At 47.4% G+C, this 19,772-nt stretch carries 12 protein-coding genes and 1 CRISPR repeat array; all 12 genes read right to left on the minus strand.

What is annotated here, in order from left to right; translation table 11 throughout:
• Positions 1-44: 44 nt before the first annotated feature.
• Entirely contained in the window at positions 45-413 is a 369-nt protein-coding gene (locus OZ401_RS24770; RefSeq protein WP_341472233.1) for a four helix bundle protein, read from the minus strand.
• 173 nt (positions 414-586) lie between these two features.
• Entirely contained in the window at positions 587-3,469 is a 2,883-nt protein-coding gene (locus OZ401_RS24775) for a DUF1156 domain-containing protein (RefSeq protein ID WP_341472234.1), read from the minus strand.
• Between the two features lie 214 nt (positions 3,470-3,683).
• The gene (locus OZ401_RS24780) at positions 3,684-4,184 is read right to left on the minus strand and encodes an REP-associated tyrosine transposase (protein ID WP_341472235.1); all 501 of its coding nucleotides are present in this window, start codon (positions 4,182-4,184) and stop codon (positions 3,684-3,686) included.
• 106 nt (positions 4,185-4,290) lie between these two features.
• The gene (locus tag OZ401_RS24785) at positions 4,291-5,010 is read right to left on the minus strand and encodes a hypothetical protein (protein WP_341472236.1); all 720 of its coding nucleotides are present in this window, start codon (positions 5,008-5,010) and stop codon (positions 4,291-4,293) included.
• Position 5,011: 1 nt separating this feature from the next.
• Entirely contained in the window at positions 5,012-8,578 is a 3,567-nt protein-coding gene (locus OZ401_RS24790) for a helicase-related protein (RefSeq protein ID WP_341472237.1), read from the minus strand.
• A gap of 565 nt (positions 8,579-9,143) precedes the next feature.
• Positions 9,144-9,377: a hypothetical protein gene (locus OZ401_RS24795; RefSeq protein ID WP_341472238.1), complete on the minus strand. Its 234-nt coding sequence runs from the start codon at positions 9,375-9,377 to the stop codon at positions 9,144-9,146.
• A 45-nt stretch (positions 9,378-9,422) separates the two neighbouring features.
• Positions 9,423-14,949: a CRISPR direct-repeat array (repeat unit 37 nt; unit sequence GTTTCAATTCCTCAATCGGAATTAGGTTCAATCTGAC).
• A gap of 192 nt (positions 14,950-15,141) precedes the next feature.
• Complete coding sequence (cas2, locus tag OZ401_RS24800) at positions 15,142-15,441, minus strand: CRISPR-associated endonuclease Cas2 (protein WP_341472239.1); 300 nt, start codon at positions 15,439-15,441, stop codon at positions 15,142-15,144.
• A gap of 6 nt (positions 15,442-15,447) precedes the next feature.
• Positions 15,448-16,545 carry a type I-D CRISPR-associated endonuclease Cas1d gene (cas1d, locus tag OZ401_RS24805; protein WP_341472240.1) on the minus strand — a complete coding sequence of 366 codons (1,098 nt, stop codon included), beginning with the start codon at positions 16,543-16,545 and terminating at the stop codon, positions 15,448-15,450.
• On the minus strand, positions 16,523-17,161 hold the full coding sequence (cas4, locus tag OZ401_RS24810; protein ID WP_341472241.1) for a CRISPR-associated protein Cas4: 639 nt from the start codon (positions 17,159-17,161) through the stop codon (positions 16,523-16,525). The genes cas1d and cas4 overlap by 23 nt, the downstream gene beginning before the upstream one ends.
• Positions 17,148-18,026 (minus strand): CRISPR-associated endoribonuclease Cas6, encoded by an 879-nt coding sequence (gene cas6 / locus OZ401_RS24815; RefSeq protein ID WP_341472242.1) that lies wholly within the window; start codon positions 18,024-18,026, stop codon positions 17,148-17,150. Before cas6 ends, cas4 begins: the two co-directional genes overlap by 14 nt.
• Entirely contained in the window at positions 18,023-18,730 is a 708-nt protein-coding gene (cas5d, locus tag OZ401_RS24820; protein WP_341472243.1) for a type I-D CRISPR-associated protein Cas5/Csc1, read from the minus strand. Before cas5d ends, cas6 begins: the two co-directional genes overlap by 4 nt.
• 17 nt (positions 18,731-18,747) lie before the next feature.
• Positions 18,748-19,761, minus strand: a complete 1,014-nt coding sequence (cas7d, locus tag OZ401_RS24825) for a type I-D CRISPR-associated protein Cas7/Csc2 (protein ID WP_341472244.1) — start codon at positions 19,759-19,761, stop codon at positions 18,748-18,750.
• Between the last annotated feature and the right edge of the window lie 11 nt (positions 19,762-19,772).

The following is a 19,772-nucleotide window of genomic DNA, read 5'->3' on the forward strand; positions in this document are numbered from 1 at the left end:
TTGCGAGTTCCCTGTCTTTAATCTAAAATCTAAAATCCGATCCTCTACTGGTTTTTTGATTTTTGACGATTTCTGAGTGTCTTGATTGATGCGACTGTCATAGCAACTATTTCATTAGTTTCTGCCATCAAGTCGGTTATTCGCGCTAGGGGAACGAGTCCCGCTTCTGCAATCAGTTCCAGCCAGTATTGTGTTTCGTCCGCTTCTTCTTCCACTATCCCTAGTTTTGCGATTACATCTGCCGCAGATTTGCCTCGGCAAGCTGCCCGATAATTTGCCCCAACGGAAGTAGCTGAGCGTAATATTTGCTTACCCAACACATCTCCTGTTTTTCCGGGCGGCAGAGCCTCTACCAGCTTTATTATCCGAAGTCCAAGTTGCTTCGTCCTGTTTTTAAACTCTTGTTCATTCATCCAAATCTACCCACATTCCATTTTAGATTTTGGATTGCCGATTTTGGATTGAATTCCCTAATCTAAAACCCCAAATCTCCTAGATTGCGAGTTCCCTGTCTTTAATCTAAAATCCAAAATCTCCTAGATTGCGAGTTCCCTCTGTTTTTAATCTAAAATCCAAAATCCCAAATCTAAAATCCTAAGTTTCCCTGCACCACTGTATTAGCCTGTTTCTCCGCCGACAGCTTCAGGATTTCGGGCCACTGTACCACCAGCGTGTTGTATGCCAGCGCTTCTTGCGACCAGCCTTTACGTTCGCAGGTGGTGTAGAGGCGATAGGCTAGGTCGCGGGCGATTTCGCCTAGCCCGCCCACTTTGGTAAGCAGTTCGGCGGCGGCTGGCTCTCCCTGCTTGTCCAGCGCGTGGATGAGATGTTGGGTTACTTCCCAGACGGTCAGGCGGCGATCCGTGCGCGGGTCCCAGTCCGGGTCAAGCTCATCACGGTGCAACAGGCGCACTTTGCCCGCTTTGGAATAGAGAAAGCCCGCTTCCACCAAGCCCTCTACGGCGGTGTTTACCGCTTTGGAGAGAGTTTCCGCGCTACCGTATGCCCCTTCGGTCAAGCCGTACTGCTCGAACCATTTTATTGCCCAGCGGGTGTCGGCATCGTACTCGCCTTCCTGCTCTGCCAGCACTTCGTCCAGCGACTGATTGATGAGTTGCAGGGCGGTGCGGACGCGCATGGGTGTGCCATCCGATTCGACTACTTTGGAGTAGCGGGAGAAAACCGCCATGCCGGGTCCGATGCTGGCTTGCGCCAAGTCCACCGGGGCGATGTTGCCCTCTTGCAGTTGGCGCAGGGCGGCGGGCAATTCCCGCTTGAGGGCGTTGAGGAAATCGCGGCGGGTGGCTAAAGCCGCGCTTTGCGGACGCGAGCGGCACACCAATACAATGGAAGAGGCTAAAACATTTGTACCTTGTCCAACCATTCTTGAGCTCATTTCAGTACGAATTGGCCATGTGCCTGTGATGGCAAAACCGGCTTTTATCAGACCTTCCAGCATGGTTTCCCAGCCAGTTGAAGAAATTGATGTTGAACTGCTATCAACAATGTTCCCAATTTCAGCTTGCTTGAAGGCATAATATACTGTTATTGGATAGTCTAAATGGGTTAACTCTTGCAAACGGGTAAAAGCTTTACTTAAACCATTCTCAAAATATATCTGTGCTTCTTCTTTATTTCCTTTGAAACGATATTGATCGGCTACTAATTCAGCAGATTTAGGTACAAGTAATGTACTGAACAAATCTGGATAAATTTTTCCTAAACAGCGACGCAACCAAACGTAAAAAAAGTCGGATAATCCTGCATAACTTATATTGTCATAATAAGGAGGGTCAGTCGAAATCAAACCAGACCAATTACTTATTGATGTGACGTCTCTGTTTAAAACTTTACCTTCCTTACAATTATCGTGAATTGGCAAATTTAGAAGACTTCTACAAACATTTGTAATAGAAGCAATAAAAGAACCTGTACTTATAGAAAAAATATTACATTCAGAGTAATCCCAAGCCATTGCTATTGCCTGCCTTGCAAATATTTGTTGTGGTACTTGGGCTTTACTTTCCCATCTGCCCAAGGTGCTTCCCCAATCGGCAGTTCTTGAAATTGCAAGTGATAAATAGGTTATTATTGCATTTGCATAAGCATTTGCTTTCTCAATCCCTAAATCCAGGTTATTAGTATCTTTGATTATTCGATCAAAAGTAAAGTCAACTAAATTAGAAAATGTTGTTAGTGCCACTAACTGTCTTGGTGTAAATAATTTATCAAATGTATCAAGACCATATAAGGTACACCAAATATTTCGTGGATCATAAGAAAGTGGTGAGTTTGGAACATCTGTTGGGCGTGTTACAAGAGATATACTCTCATGAGTTATATTTGGGGGAAGATATATACGTCCTTTAGAACCTTCCGCTACTATTGCTAGCATTTTAGCCCCCATTCTGTTCTCAATACTCTCCCGTTTAATATACTTCTCTTCTGCAGATTGATTACAAATTAGGCACTTAAATTTAGCACCTCTACTCATTTTTGATGAAAGGGAAGGAGTCCCAGCACCACTTTTTATATTAAAAGTAATAGTTTTTTGTGCGTTGCTTATTTGTGGCTCAATCCATACCTCTTTTCCTTTTTTGGTAGATAAAGAAAACGAACTGACTAAAGGCATTTGCGCCCCACAAGCCGGGTTGGGGCATTTTACCGTTCGCGCCCATAGCCAAGCTATTACAGTTGCTTCCCCCCCGCCCTTTTCTCTAGGCAATTGCACTTTGGGGTACAAATGACCGATACGTTTGAAAGCCTCGTCTCGCATCCACTGCCCGTAGTAGCGCACATCTTCCGCCAATCCTGACGCGCCTTTCCAACTCGTCCCATGTCCGAATTTCTTACGCGATTCCGGGTTAATGGGCGGTTGGTTGGCAAATTTCGGCGGTAGCTCGATGAGGGCTTTGGTAATCAAGACCGCCACCGGGTTGAGGTCGCTGCCGTGCGCTTCCAATCCTAATCTCTGCGCCTCCAGCGGAATAGAGCCGCCTCCGCAAAATGGGTCTAAAAAAGTCGGGGGGTTGCCATCCGTTGCCGCCATTATCAACTCGCGGGCGGTTTTCAACGTTTTTTCATCGTTGCTGTTCTCCCACTGCACCAACCCTTCGATAAAGTTAAACAGCTTGGCGCGGCGCACCATCCCGATACGTTTCTGATTCAGCGTCGCCTCGTCCAGCTTGGTAAATTCCAGTCGCAGCTTTTCCATACTCAGGGAAATGCCGGGAGGATTGGGCAATTCATCAATTCTTTTTAGCAGCGCGGCAGGCACACCCTCCTGATCTGGGTCATCAATAATCGAGGCGAAAATAATTGCTCTGCAAGCAACGAGTGGGCGACGAGCCCACCATAAGTGTACTGATGTTGGTTTTCCAACTTTGATAGTTTTTTCCCGCGCCGAGGCAATATTTATCGCTTCCAGCGGCAGCGCCACTTCAATCAGTTTCTTGCGGTATTCGGTCATTGTGTCCATTCTTTCTTCGGGAGACAGAGCTCCCTCACACTAATTAACTCCTTCACACCAGTGAGAGGCTGCTCCAGTAAGAGGCTGCTCCAGTAAGAGGCTGCTCCAGTGAGAGGCTGCTCCAGTGAGAGGCTGCTCCAGTGAGAGGCTGCTCCAGTGAGAGGCTGCTCCAGTGAGAGGCTGCTCCAGTGAGAGGCTGCTCTGTCAGCCGACATCAGCCCACCCTTGATAACCAAAGCCAGTCCTCTACATTTTCCACCAGACCGGCTCTTAGTGGATTGTTTTCGATATATGTTGTTATTGACGAAATCTCATCTTCGGTTCGCAAGACATGATCATAATATCCTTCTACCCATAAATTCCCTTTTCCGGTCTTTCGAGCTACTTCCAGCCCAGTAAAAGAGCCAAACCTTTTCATTACCGATGCCAGATTATCTTTTTCCCCTAGCTGAAACAATAAATGCAAATGGTCTGGCATGAGACAATATGCTATCAGTATTATAAGTTGCTTTTCCTGTAACCAAGCCAGCGACTTGAAAATAATTTCCGGCACGCCTTCCTGCACCAAAGTGCCATTTCTCATTTTTTCCTCTACCGACCAGTCTTTATTAATGCGCTCACGGGCATTTTTGGTTATGAAATATAGGCTACCTGCTTCAGAAACTCTGCCCTTCCGAAGAGCCTGAGAACCTATTGGAGGTAAAATTATTGCCATTTCCACACCTTGTCATACAGAACATCGGGAGACAGAGCTCCCTCCCACCAATTTCCCCTTGTGAGAGCCTGCCTAGTGAGAGGCATTCTAGTGAGAGGCTGCTCTGTCAGCCGACCCTTTTATTCTTAAAGCTTGTCAGTATTTCGGTTTTAAATTGATACAGCAAGCGATCCAACTCCCAGCCTTCCAAACCAGCTTGATGCGCCACTTCCAGATAGAAGGTTTCCAAGCCTTCGTAGCTCTCCCGCGCTTTCTCCGGCAACCCTATTTTCTCGGCTATTTCTTTCAAGCGTGAGTCAAGCGCAATCGAATCTCGAAAATCAGGGTGATAGACATCCATCATCATGTTGCGGGAATATTTATCTCCGATGCCCTTAAATAACTTCAAGAACTTAATCTTGCCAGCTCGACCCTCTTGGCTCAAAAGCTTGTCTTCTGCCGCTTTCAACCCGCCCATATCTAAAATAAGCGCTACATTGTAAGAAAGTTCTTTAGACTTTTTTTCTGGATAGCGTACTTTAGCCAGCCGCAGAACCTCCTCAAGCAGCATTATTCTGTCAGCTCCACTCAGCGCGACAAGGGCTTCAAAAGCTACCCTGTTATAATTGTCCTTGTTATCTATCAACCCTTTAGACCCATTAGAACCGCCCAAGGTAGAAGCGCTTTGCAATATCAGAAACCATAAAAACCCGGTCTGTTCCAAACGGTGGTATTCGCTTTTCAGTTCTGCAAGGGTTTCTCCCTTTTCTCTACCCACTTCTTGGGCGGCAGCCGCCAGTGCTTGAATAATCTCGCTATATTGTGCTTGGTCATTATTTAGGCTCATTTTATGCTGTTCCTCTTTCCCATAGTTTTTGCCAGTCGTAGTTGACGCTCACTGCACTAAAATCCGGCTTCTCATTAAAGGGCTGTTTAACATAGCGTACCACGCAACCGTTAGCAGGGCTGTAATTTCCCCTACTTTCGGCTATCCGGTAGGCATCCCCCTCATTAAACTCCGCATCCTGTGGCACTTGCGCCAACGCCAGAATGAAATCCTCCGGTTTGTTCAATGCTGCCAATATTTCATTCTTGGAAACCGTCACCGTTTCCGCGCCGGCTATGCGCCCCTTCACCTCAATAAAGCGCAGCTTGCCCGTGCCCGGTACTTTCGATTCTATGTCCCAACCGCATTTGTCCGCGCTCACATCCTTCGGCACGTAACCCAATCCTTGCTCCATCGCCATCACCGCTGCCATTGCCGCCAATTCCACCCGCTTTGTCTCGCGGGCAAACAAGCTGGCTGCCGTCTGCCGATTGCCCTTCAACCGCGCCAACAATCCGGTAGGAATTACCAACGCCCCACCGATTGCCAGCGGGGGCAGCGGCGAGAGATGCCCTTCTTGCTCCAGTTCCGCCATGCGCTTGTCCAAACGCACCTGCAAATCATCGGCGCGTTGCCGAGCTTTGCCGGAGTTGAGGCGGGGGGTTTTCCCGGCAAGCTCTTGAGCCTTCAACTCATCGGCTCTTTTATCCCAATAGATTATCTCTTTGGTCAGCCGCTCTTTGACCGCTGCCATTGTTTTAGCCACCAGTTCCTCTTTGGGAGCGCGTACTTCCTGCATGTGGCGTGGCACCAGTTCATTGATGGCGTACTCCAGCGCCTGCCGTTCTAAATCGCCCTTCAGCCATTCCGATTCCAGCGCGTGCGCCAACAACGCCCCTTCCCCTTCTTCCAGAGGGCGGTAGTTCAGGTACGGGGCATATCCGGCAGTACGCGCCTTGTCTTGCCCCTCCAGTTCCACGAATTGCATCTGGCGCGAGATAACCCGCCGTTGCCCGTTCTTGTCCAGCCGCGCATCTTGGATGCCGTGTTCGATGTAGAATAATGCCCGGATTTCTTCGCCGGGGTCTGCCGGGTCTATTAGAACTGCGCCCGCTTTGAGCAAAGCCCGATTGCGTTCCAGAATCAGACCGAGCGTAGCTTCCAACAAGGGATGACCGGGGCTGACATAAGCTGCTATCGGCTTGCCCGGCACTTGCACCAGTTCTTTCTCAAAGGTGATGCGCTCGTAGCGGGGCAATACCGGCTCTCGACTGCCGCCCCCTCTTTCCCGATTGCGGATTACCGCCGGCACAAAGGTTATCTCATAGCGGCGTTGTTCACGCTCCCGAATACTGCCGCCCAGTTGCTTGAAGGCTTCCAGAAAGAAGGAGGCGATGTAATGCGGCTGTAAACGCCGCGCCTCGATCCGCTCCATCTCTTCGCGTACTCGTTGCACCCGCGAGGCATCCATGGTATCCCGTGCTAGGGCGTGTTCTTCCAGCAGTTCTATCAGATGCTGGTGGTCAAGGGCGCGTTCCACCACCTGAGTAAGTTTCGCCCGTACTTGGGGGCTGTCCCCGTAGCGAATGGCTTCCAGCAGCAGTTCGCGCAGGGGTTTGTTATCGAAGGTGACTTTGCCAAGCACATCAAAGACTTGCCCGCCCAGCGATTCCCGCTCTTGTTTCAGCTTCTCCAGCAAACGGGAATACACTTCACCCTCGCGGGTATCGGCTGCCACCAGATTCCAAAGGTGGCATACTTCGGTCTGCCCGATGCGGTGTATGCGCCCGAAGCGTTGCTCCAGTCGGTTGGGGTTCCAGGGTAGGTCGTAGTTCACCATCAGGTGCGCCCGTTGTAGGTTAATACCCTCTCCGGCAGCATCGGTGGCTACCAAAACCTGCACTTCTTTCTGTTGGGTGAAGGCTTCTTGCGCCCTGCGCCGTTCTTCCCGATTAATCGCCCCATGTATAGTCACCACTGCCTCGCTGCGTCCCAGTAGGGAGCGGATGCGTTCGGTCAGGTAGTTGAGGGTATCGCGGTGTTCGGTGAAAATTACCAACTTGCGGCGGGTGCCACTTTGGTCAAACATCTCGGCGCCGGTTTGCAGCAGGTTGGAGAGTTGCTCCCACTTGGCATCCTTGCGGCTGTGCCTAACCTGCAACGCCAGCGCTTCCAGCCCTTCCAGTATGACGATTTCTGCTTCCAGTTCGGCAATGGTACGGGCGGCAGAGGCTTGGTCAACTACCTGTTCTTCAGCTTGCTCGTACTCCTCATCAGGGGCATCGTCCAGTTCTTCCAAATCATCGGGCGTATAGGTTGGCAGGTCGCTCAATATTTCAAGCGGGTCGTTAGCGCTCGCCTTGTTTAGCTTCTCCTCTTGCAACCGCTTCTGGAGGCGTTCCTTTCTGCGCTTGAGGGACTGGTAGATTGCTTCGGGAGAAGAAGCCAAGCGCCGTTGCAGACTGGTGAGAGCAAAGCCAATTGTACCCTTGCGTCCCTCACTCTCCAACATATCCGCCCGGTTGAACTCCTCCCTCACATAGGCGGTCACTTCCTCGTACAGGTATTCCTCTGCCCCAGACAGTTTGTAGTTGACGGTGTAAGCCAATCGTTCCGGGAAAAGGGGCGTGCCATCGAATTTCAGGAGTTGCTCTTTCGACAAGCGTCGCATCATGTCCGAATTGTCGCTGGCATGTACCCCTTCCCGGAATTTGCCCTCGAAGCGGTCGGGATCGAGCAGCGCCATGAATAGCTGGAAATCCGCTTCTTTGCCGTTGTGGGGAGTGGCGGTCATTAGTAGGAAATGGCGGGTGAGTTTGGATAAAAGCTGTCCCAGCCGGTATCTTTTGGTGTAACCCACCTCGCCTCCGGTAAAATGGGCGCTCATTTTGTGGGCTTCATCGCAGATAATAAGGTCCCAATCGGTTTGTTCCAGCTTGGCTTGCGCCCGTTCGTCCCGGCTGAGTTTATCCAGACGGCAAATCGCCAGATTGTTTTCGGCAAACCAGTTGCCGCTGCGGGCTGTTTCCAGTTTGTCGGTGGTAAGAATTTCAAAGGGCAAGTGAAAACGACGATCCAGTTCATCCTGCCACTGTTCCACCAGACTGCCGGGGCAAACCACTAAACAGCGGGTGAGGTCGCCCCGAATGAGCAACTCTTTAATAAGCAGCCCTGCCATAATGGTTTTGCCCGCGCCGGGGTCGTCCGCCAGCAGAAATTTGAGGGGTTGACGGGATAGCATTTCGCCATATACGGCAGTTATTTGGTGGGGTAACGGCTCAACCAGCGAGGTATGCACCGCGAGCATGGGGTCGAAGAGGTGCGCCAGATGGATGCGGTAGGCTTCTGAAACCAGCCTGAGCATAGCCCCATCCGCCTCGAAACTCCAGGTATAGGCAGGCATGACAATTTCCAAAGTAGCTTCATCGTAGCGGTAGAGCAATTGATTACCTAGGCTGCCTTCAGCGGTTTTGTAGGTTAGTTCTAGCGCCGCGGAGCCACGCCAAACCGCATCCACCACCGTCACAATACCAACGGGAAGAACTCCTTTTACCGCCACACCACGGTTTAAATCCTCAAGACGGGTCATTTTAGCGCTATCTTTCTAAACGAAACGACAAGCCTGCTGCTGTCGGAAGTGGCGGTGGAAGAGTCGTCGCAAGCTGCCCGTAAACCGATGTTAGGAAACCATACGGCAATGAACTGATATTGTGAAACTCTAACCCCTATATGATATATTCCCATCATTTTGAGAAAGTTCGACACGAATTTCGATGGGTATTTTGTAGCACAGCCCATACTGCCAAGCATTCTTTCTATTAAGAAGGAAGGGTAGACTTGCTACCACTACAGACAGGTAAGCAGACTGGTAATGTTAGAACGGGCAACCAAAAATAAGCCCAAAACTTTTTCACCGTTTCTGCTTACCTTTATGGCGCAACCGACCTTCCTTGACCGATTTAATGCCCTTATTAAAATTCCATTTCACTCAGTAATGTAGCGCTGATTGGGGATTTTGTGTCCACCATCCCGTAAATGCTGCTTAAAATACAGGCAGCATGTTGTATAGATACTTTATCACCATAAAGTCTTAAAGTAAACTGCTGAGTCCTGCCTTTTAGTTAAACTATTGGTTTGGTGGCAAAGGGGATATGTCAGGGTACATCAAAGGTAGCGGCATCGTGCAACCGGATTGGTATCGGTATTGGCGCTTTGGTAGTGGGTGGCGGTGGCGGTGGCGCTGACCCACGCCTTTGAATTGCCTGTGCCTTCTTGTGCGCTGCCAATTCGGTGCAATCGCTGGCAAAGGGGCAATAGTTGTTGGGTAGGCACAAACCCCGATGCAACTCCGCTTCGGCGCGTACTCCCGTTCTAACCGCCAGTTCCAAGCTGGTAATTTGGGTCGGCGGAGACGAACGGCTGCAAACGACCGTGTTTCAATTCCTCAATCGGAATTAGGTTCAATCTGACGAATAAAAGCGGTCAACCAACCGTTAGGGGATAAATGTTTCAATTCCTCAATCGGAATTAGGTTCAATCTGACGTAAATCGCTTCGCCTGTACCGGCAGTCGAGATGTCGTTTCAATTCCTCAATCGGAATTAGGTTCAATCTGACGTGGGGTCTAACCCCATATCCTCGCACACTGGTTTGTTTCAATTCCTCAATCGGAATTAGGTTCAATCTGACGCACGGCGGGCGCGTGGACTATGCCGATTTTGACGTTTCAATTCCTCAATCGGAATTAGGTTCAATCTGACTCTTCGGTACAGCTCCACTTCGGTGATGTTTGGGTTGTTTCAATTCCTCAATCGGAATTAGGTTCAATCTGACCCTTTCCATTGCGCCCGGATTGACCGGGCTTTTGCTGTTTCAATTCCTCAATCGGAATTAGGTTCAATCTGACGTATTCCGGGCTTTCGCTGTCTTTGTAGAAAATGTGAGTTTCAATTCCTCAATCGGAATTAGGTTCAATCTGACGGCTTTTTCGAAAGCTTTTTCCATGCCGGACTGGGTGTTTCAATTCCTCAATCGGAATTAGGTTCAATCTGACTACTCGTACCCCAGCCGCACTCCTGCTGTATTTCCCGTTTCAATTCCTCAATCGGAATTAGGTTCAATCTGACCCTGCCACCAGGGCGATATCCCCACCATCGTTGGATAGTTTCAATTCCTCAATCGGAATTAGGTTCAATCTGACGAAATACTCGATTTCGATTTCGAGACCGATATAGCCTGTTTCAATTCCTCAATCGGAATTAGGTTCAATCTGACCTGAATAGCTGCCCCACCTGATTTATGTAGTCGAAAAGTTTCAATTCCTCAATCGGAATTAGGTTCAATCTGACATCACCCGCCCAGCTTGCCGATACGTTCAGCATATCGTTTCAATTCCTCAATCGGAATTAGGTTCAATCTGACGTTATAGTTCCCCGGCTTCGTGCCACCCGAAGGGGCGTTTCAATTCCTCAATCGGAATTAGGTTCAATCTGACTTCAGGATTACCCCGCCCGCGCCACGAACCGGAAGTTTCAATTCCTCAATCGGAATTAGGTTCAATCTGACAGTCGCGGCTGACATGGAGCAAGCAGAAGTTGCCTTGTTTCAATTCCTCAATCGGAATTAGGTTCAATCTGACAGTTAATACCAGTAATAGCGTTGTTACAGTTCTAGTGTTTCAATTCCTCAATCGGAATTAGGTTCAATCTGACTCTGGCGCGAGAACGACAAAGCCGAGGATAGCGAACTGTTTCAATTCCTCAATCGGAATTAGGTTCAATCTGACTCTTCGGTACAGCTCCACTTCGGTGATGTTTGGGTTGTTTCAATTCCTCAATCGGAATTAGGTTCAATCTGACGATGTGGTGGCGACAGGAAACGGCACGTTTGAATTCCGTTTCAATTCCTCAATCGGAATTAGGTTCAATCTGACTGTGGCTATATACTTCATGGCGGTGTCATATTCAGGTGTTTCAATTCCTCAATCGGAATTAGGTTCAATCTGACCCATAGCGGAGGCGAACGCCCGTATCTTTCTTTTTCTGTTTCAATTCCTCAATCGGAATTAGGTTCAATCTGACGGCAGATTATCAACAGGGCTTATGCGTCTCTCTTTGCGTTTCAATTCCTCAATCGGAATTAGGTTCAATCTGACGACGCTGGGCGAGTAGTCCCACAGGTGCTAATCCGTTTCAATTCCTCAATCGGAATTAGGTTCAATCTGACGCGTTTACGGCAATCACCCCCCAGTGGTCAGGCAAAGGTTTCAATTCCTCAATCGGAATTAGGTTCAATCTGACTTCCTTCCAACGTGTCCGGCATGGGACAAGCCAATGTTTCAATTCCTCAATCGGAATTAGGTTCAATCTGACTTTTGAAATTACTTTGCCCCGTTGAAGGGGACTGAGTTTCAATTCCTCAATCGGAATTAGGTTCAATCTGACTAAATGTTGGCGGTTCTCAGGACGGCGTTACTCCTCGTTTCAATTCCTCAATCGGAATTAGGTTCAATCTGACAGTATCATTCGAGAAAATGAGCGATGATGAGCTTATCGTTTCAATTCCTCAATCGGAATTAGGTTCAATCTGACGAAATATACGGTTACGTCAACAATGGCACACCGCCTGTTTCAATTCCTCAATCGGAATTAGGTTCAATCTGACCTTGAGTAGAAGCGCGTTGCCACGCCCCTCTGTTTGTTTCAATTCCTCAATCGGAATTAGGTTCAATCTGACCGCCGCAATCCACAAGCTTGCCGAGACTAAAGAAGAGTTTCAATTCCTCAATCGGAATTAGGTTCAATCTGACACGGTACGTCATGGTCAGCTATTGGTAATGAAGGCTGTTTCAATTCCTCAATCGGAATTAGGTTCAATCTGACCCGTCAATGCTGGATTTGCTCAGTTGGGCGTAATCTTTGTTTCAATTCCTCAATCGGAATTAGGTTCAATCTGACAATAAAAAACTTTACTCAGGCTCAAACGGTGAAAAATGTTTCAATTCCTCAATCGGAATTAGGTTCAATCTGACAACTAAAGAGCGCGATGCTTTAACCAGTATGCTCAGTGTTTCAATTCCTCAATCGGAATTAGGTTCAATCTGACTGGAAGCATCAGCATGCCAGTCCACAACGTCAGCAACGTTTCAATTCCTCAATCGGAATTAGGTTCAATCTGACCGCCGCAATCCACAAGCTTGCCGAGACTAAAGAAGAGTTTCAATTCCTCAATCGGAATTAGGTTCAATCTGACGACTGCCCTTATCAAAGTCAGATTGAATACTTAAAAGTTTCAATTCCTCAATCGGAATTAGGTTCAATCTGACGTGAAGGTGGCAAACAGATAGGCCGCGCCAGCGAGTGGTTTCAATTCCTCAATCGGAATTAGGTTCAATCTGACCTTTGCCAAGGTTGCTATGACGAGCCGGAACCTGATGTTTCAATTCCTCAATCGGAATTAGGTTCAATCTGACCTTATTACACCGACGCATGGCAAGTTGAAGTCGGTGTTTCAATTCCTCAATCGGAATTAGGTTCAATCTGACGCCCTAAAACTTGTCTGTAAAGGTCTACAATGTCAATGTTTCAATTCCTCAATCGGAATTAGGTTCAATCTGACATATCTTTATGCAGGGTGCGTTAGCCTTTGCGGATTGTTTCAATTCCTCAATCGGAATTAGGTTCAATCTGACCTAAAACCCTATTTTCTACAGCAGAAGGTGATTTTAGTTTCAATTCCTCAATCGGAATTAGGTTCAATCTGACGTTCGTGGCGTAGGTACTGTTTTTAATTACATGGAGTTTCAATTCCTCAATCGGAATTAGGTTCAATCTGACATCATCTATAATAGAGTGTATAGACTATAATATATTGTTTCAATTCCTCAATCGGAATTAGGTTCAATCTGACTTTATATATTGACGAATTGAGAGAGTGGTATTATGATGTTTCAATTCCTCAATCGGAATTAGGTTCAATCTGACAATTTCAGTATTACAGGAGAATATGCCCCTGCTAATGTTTCAATTCCTCAATCGGAATTAGGTTCAATCTGACTTGGTGGAGACTGAATCCGCATGCCAATACATTAAAGGGTTTCAATTCCTCAATCGGAATTAGGTTCAATCTGACTTAGCGAAGTAGCCATTAAAGCCTTTGCCGAGAAGGTGTTTCAATTCCTCAATCGGAATTAGGTTCAATCTGACAAACGCTTTGCGAGTATGAATAATGGCAAGTCGCTCTGGTTTCAATTCCTCAATCGGAATTAGGTTCAATCTGACAACAACATTTCCACTACCGCCAGTGCAGCGTCGTTTCAATTCCTCAATCGGAATTAGGTTCAATCTGACACCTTCGCCAACGAGATAAGATTTATCTGACAATTGCGTTTCAATTCCTCAATCGGAATTAGGTTCAATCTGACGCACAGCCGGGAAAAGGCAAACGGACGATCCGCGTGTTTCAATTCCTCAATCGGAATTAGGTTCAATCTGACAGAGGGGCTAGACCCGGTCGAGTGGGTATTTGTCGGGTTTCAATTCCTCAATCGGAATTAGGTTCAATCTGACATCACCGAAGCCCACGCATGGGGCGAGCAGAACAGTTTCAATTCCTCAATCGGAATTAGGTTCAATCTGACTGCTAGTGTCAATTATTCCGGTGTTCCGATAACAACTGTTTCAATTCCTCAATCGGAATTAGGTTCAATCTGACGGGGCGTGTTACCGCCCCTGCTTTTTTTCTTCTGAGTTTCAATTCCTCAATCGGAATTAGGTTCAATCTGACTAGCAAGCAAAATAAACGCTGCCAGCAAAGCACTAATGTTTCAATTCCTCAATCGGAATTAGGTTCAATCTGACTGCAAACTCAGATGACGCGAGTATAGACCCTTACAGTTTCAATTCCTCAATCGGAATTAGGTTCAATCTGACCCGTGATATTGCGGCGTTAGGTAGCTACGGCGTGTCATGTTTCAATTCCTCAATCGGAATTAGGTTCAATCTGACGTTAATCACGCCTGTTAATGCTCCAACCAACAGACCGTTTCAATTCCTCAATCGGAATTAGGTTCAATCTGACCGAAGTAATAAAACAGGTAGTGACTTGGTTTGTAATAGTTTCAATTCCTCAATCGGAATTAGGTTCAATCTGACCATATGAACTACAGTTTATTCTTGTCCGTCAAATGCGTTTCAATTCCTCAATCGGAATTAGGTTCAATCTGACGGCATTATCTCTGAGTAGCTTGATTAAAAATTCATGTTTCAATTCCTCAATCGGAATTAGGTTCAATCTGACCCAACGGCGTTCTCGGTGTAAGCTTCTTGACCGGCTATGTTTCAATTCCTCAATCGGAATTAGGTTCAATCTGACGAGGGCGATGTGGCTGTCCAACTCAAGTTTCTCGATGTTTCAATTCCTCAATCGGAATTAGGTTCAATCTGACCAGATACCAAGCTATTTGTTCAAAGCTCCAACCAGCACGGTTTCAATTCCTCAATCGGAATTAGGTTCAATCTGACGCCCATCATTGCCCGGCGACAATCTTCTCCAAACGGGTTTCAATTCCTCAATCGGAATTAGGTTCAATCTGACCCGAACACAAAGGCACACACAGCCTCTAATACGTTTGTTTCAATTCCTCAATCGGAATTAGGTTCAATCTGACGGAATATGTAAAAATGACATACAAATTAGATGTTATGTTTCAATTCCTCAATCGGAATTAGGTTCAATCTGACCGTGCGGCGCGCGATTGTATGGCAATAGCATATGTACGTTTCAATTCCTCAATCGGAATTAGGTTCAATCTGACCGTGATATTGCGGGGTCAGGTATTGCCGGCGGGTCATGTTTCAATTCCTCAATCGGAATTAGGTTCAATCTGACAAGCATGCGCTTTTTAGTTCCCTTTTTGAGATAAAAGTTTCAATTCCTCAATCGGAATTAGGTTCAATCTGACAGGACCTCTCGGAAACCCATTCCAAAGCCAAAAATTGACTTGTTTACGAGAGGCTTCATTATTTCCAGTATACCATATCCTTGCAACCCCTGATTTGACCAATTTTAACACCCAATATTGAATCTTTGCCCCATTGCAAAGCCATCGCGAGAGGTTACGCCTGTTAACTCCTGCGCTCCGCCTCTCGCCCTGCTATAAGATAAATAGAGTATCTTCGGCAGGTAACGCCCCACCCACCGTCTCCACTTTGTCTAAGCAATTGGCACACAAAGGGTAAAAACGCACACTATCCTTCTCTGCAATCAGATGTTTGGCAAGTTTGGAACGCAACAACACCAACTCTTTTTTGCTCAGAAAACATTCAAATAGCGAATATTGCGTCCATTTCCCAAAGCCACACAAAATTTTGTGGACTTTAGAACGTCGCTTATCGTTAGGAATATCATACGCAATAATATAACAGGTGGTCAAATTGCTACGATTATTTGACATCTGAACCTACCTAACCGTAAACGGCACATATTCAGGAATTTCGCCAGTTAGAAATTTCGCTACTAGCCGCGCCTGTAATTCGATACACCGCCTATATTTAACCTTATAACCAAACACAGGATGTGTAATTTCCTCATTCAGCCGCTCCTCAAATTTAGTTAAAAATATCTTGCGCGGCTCGTTTTTCATTCGATAAGCATCCAACTCCACCGTAAAATCCGTCATAGATAGCATCCGATTGTTGAGCAAAGTCAACACCACTGAGTCCACAATTAATGGGCGAAATTCCTCCATCAAGTCCAACGCCAACGCCGGACGACCATAAACCGAGCTATGCAAATAACCAATATATTGATCAAAACCCACCGACTGAACCGCGCTCGCTACTTGATTGGTGAGTAGCGAATAACCAAAACTGAGCATAGCGTTAATCGGGTCGGTAGGTGGACGTTTAACCCTTCCTCCAAAAGGCCACTGCTCTGGATCGGTCAACAACTTACCAAAACAACGAAAATAGGCGGCGCTCCCAGCCCCTTCCAGTCCCAGAATAGTCTCTATCGAACTATTGGCAATTGCCCTATCGCCATTGGATAAAACCGCACCCTCACCCGGATTATCAATAGCCAGAGTTGCCAGCTTCCGTAGCAAAGTAGCAATTAAATCCACCTCCTGACTAATTGCTGGATCAGACTGGCGACGATTATATCGCTGCAACAAAGTACGCTGATTACTTAGCTTGCCGATGACAAAACGGCGTGCCAGTTCGCTTCGTTTGGCTAAATCGTTATGAGCACGGTGCTGCGCCAGACGCAACAGCGAGTTTTTGGTAAGCGGTGGCGAAAGACGACCTTTGAACTGTCCAAAATGACTAAGGAAATTAACCTCAATATTTCTCTCCAATAGCAGATGTAAAGCCGAAGCGGTCATGGTCACTTCCCCCATCACCACCACCCCATCCACTTTAATTAATGGTATGCGCTCCTTGCGGGCTGGCGACAAAATAACCCCGCCCTCGCCACGTCTATCAGGAATTTGAACCAACAAACAATCTTCGCTATCCCGACGCACCAAGGCACGATCCTCAGTCAGATAAAGAGTCGGCAAGCCAGCCTCCTTTGTGTGAATTTAACTGTTTAACTTCTTCTGGTAGACAGAGTGGAGCCAGACTACAATCCCGGCAGCGCACTGCCATTTTGCCATCCAGCGGTCGGGGCGGGCTAGGCTGTACCGCAATTTCAAAAGCCCGCCGGATAAGCTCCTCGGTTCTGGCTCGCAATTCTGGTGTGAAATCTACCCGCACTCGCCGTCGTGAACCAAAATAAAAAACAAAACCGTAAGCAATGAGCGGCTTATCGGGTTGACGTTCTTCCAAACATAAAGCCTGCGCGCAAAGCTGTACATGATCGTTTAACCATTTGCCCTGTCGTCCGTGTTTATATTCCACCGGAATAAACTGCCCGTCTTGTTCCTCCACTATATCGGCGAACCCGGTCAAGCGCAGTTTCTCGCTGGCAAGATAAAGATGGTTAATCTGCACCTCGCCCTCAGCAGTGGTGCGGTGACCCGGTTGGTCAGCTTGTTCATGCAACAGCGTACCGGCTAACACAAATTCATTGACCAGCATATCGCCCTCGACAAACTCGTAATAGAAACGTCGTGGGCAATATTCCAAAGCATTCAAATAGGATAATGCAATTGTCTCAGGTTCAGTTTGTTTCATAGTATTTAGTCAGGCTCATGCAACGGACTTGCCCCATACCCATAGTGGTTTTGTAGCCAACCCCAGTATATAGAGCCAAAGCCGCCAATCGGTTCAGAGTTTGCAATAAAGTTGGTGAAGGTTGTTTTTCCATCAATTTGTAGCTAACCTGACCAGTAAAACCAAGCTGCTGATGTTGTTTGAACTGGATTAGCTCGGTCTGGCAGTGGTAGCCCGAAACCACCAGATATTTTTCTACATACTGACGAAGCTCGCTTTTATCAATTGTCAAAAAGCCCTCTGGCGCAAAATCGTTCCAGCCACCCGCCAGACTGTCAAAAAGATTGCCGGGGTCAGGAAAAAGGTTAAACTTGCGTCCGCCCCAATCCTGTTCCCCCAAACTAAAAGCGGTGGGGCTGGCAAACTGAAAAGTCCAGGCACGGGCTTGAGGCGCTTCAGCTAGTTGCTCAAAGCTGTTGCGCCCGACCCAATGGCTATCCCCACTTCCCTCAATCCGCACCACCTGAAAAAGCATCTCCCCTACTCGCACTTTTAGTTGGCTGGAATCTAAGCTAAAAAACCGAGCCGTAAAGGTGTTAAAAATTTCTGGGGAAAGGCTGGTGAGACGCAATTGATAGAGCCGGGATGGGCTAATCTTGAGACCACCTTCAGTCTGTCGTATGCCATTTTCAAGGTCAAGCAGACTACTCAGAGTAAAAGGCTTGCGTTGGTTCAAGTTGTGCAAAGTCTGGCTTAAAGCAGGGTCAACCTGTCTGAGCAGATCAAGAAAAGCGGCATGCGCCAAATAACCTGCAAAACTATTAATTTGACCAGCCGCCGTTGCCCGTAAATGGATTAACACCGAAAACAATTGGGCTTGACTCATTTTCCAGTTCCCTCCCCGGCAAAAAAGCCCATATTCAAGGGAAGTAACTTGCTATCACGCTCTTTTCCTAGCCGGCAGCACGCTCCCGTAACGCTGGGATTAGCCAGCAAACTGACAGGCGGCATTGGGATAACATCATAAGAAAAAAGACGTTGGCGCGGTATGTCCAGTGGATTAAGCGGACAGTCTATAAGTTGGGGTTGGTTTACTTCCACAACAGGAGCTTCACTACTACCCAACTCATACCATTGGCTATCAACCTCAGCTTTTGCCATCCACTTCCCCAGCCGTACCCACCGCGGCAAATTTAACTTCTGAGGGGCAAAGACAAAAAACTCAAAAACTGACTCGGGAGCTAATTCTTTGGCGCGACCAAACACCACCCGATTTTCGATTACTTGGGGAGTAAAACTATAATATGGCACAGTCGCCATCTTGAAGGTATTAAAAGCAAAATCTACCTTGAGCGGGCGGGCAGGGGTGACATAACAACCCCGCACCCGCTCTAGTTTTAACTCCTCCTGATAACGCGGCACTTGCACACTATTGAAATAGGCTGGAGCGGGTTTCACCAGACCTAACGCATAGGTCAGACCATAATTGTGCAGGTATTTTTCCGTTTCATAAAACCGCCCTAACTCCCGGCTAGCATAGTAGAGATTATCATGCAAGGTCAAAAGACAACGGGCTACATATTTAGCCATAATAAAACCCTTTCCAACTAGGCTTCGGTGGACTTGCTTTTGCCCTTACCCTTTTTGTCGCCCGCCTTTGAACCAAAGGTTTCAGCATATTTTTTACTCTCAGCAAAAGCCTGCTGTAAAACTTCTCTAAGGCGACCCTCGTCACTGACCAATACGCCAACTTCATCAACCAGCGCCGTCAGTTGCTCACCGCTTACCAGCGTACTAACCACCCGGTCTTCTTGCAGCAAGTTAGGCAAGGCGGCTTCTATTTTTGGTATCAAGTTGGTCGCTACAAATGGTCCCTTTTTCTCCTCAAGAGTGTCATAGAGGGTCTGGGTTAGTTTGAGGTTGGAGAAAATCTCGCCATCGGCAAATACTACCGCCACTAGATGATTTTCCAGCGTGCCGGTGCGGGTAGTCTGTGCGCCATAACGTTTAGTACGCAAGATATTGTTCAAAACATAGATAAACTCGGCTTCGGTAGGGTCACGCACCGTAATAACCGTTGGGAAAAAGACCTGGGGTAACACATGGTCTTGCTCCCCGAAACTACTACGGGTTGCACCATCTTTGCTCATCGTGCCATGTTCATAAGGGGCGTTAAAGGTCATTGACTGATGCGACTCATCGTAATCGGAGAGTGAGAAAGCCGAATCCACCAGCACTTTGGAACGTTCGCTACCCTCGCTACCGATAGCAAATCCGTAATAGATGCAATCCGGACAGACCTTACAAAATCGCTCACTGTTATATTCGCAGTAATTAGCGGCAGTTGGCACATCACTGGTGACACCATAGCGGCGCAACAACTCCCGTCCGGTCAGGCGTTCAGGGGTAGTTTGTTTGCGTTTGAAAATTACTATCCGGCTCAACAAATGGCTATCGCTTAGACCCGCGCTAACTCTTGCAAAGTTAAGTTGCTGGTCGGTCTGGAAAAGAGGAAATGAATTGCTCTCCCGCAGTAACACAAAGTGGGCATACTTACCCATCGGTACTTGGGGAATAGCCGCTTGGAAAACGTCAGGGTTGGAAATGGTTTTCAGAAACATTCTTAATTCTC

Source organism: Candidatus Chlorohelix allophototropha, assembly GCF_030389965.1.
Classification (GTDB): Bacteria; Chloroflexota; Chloroflexia; order Chloroheliales; family Chloroheliaceae; genus Chlorohelix; species Chlorohelix allophototropha.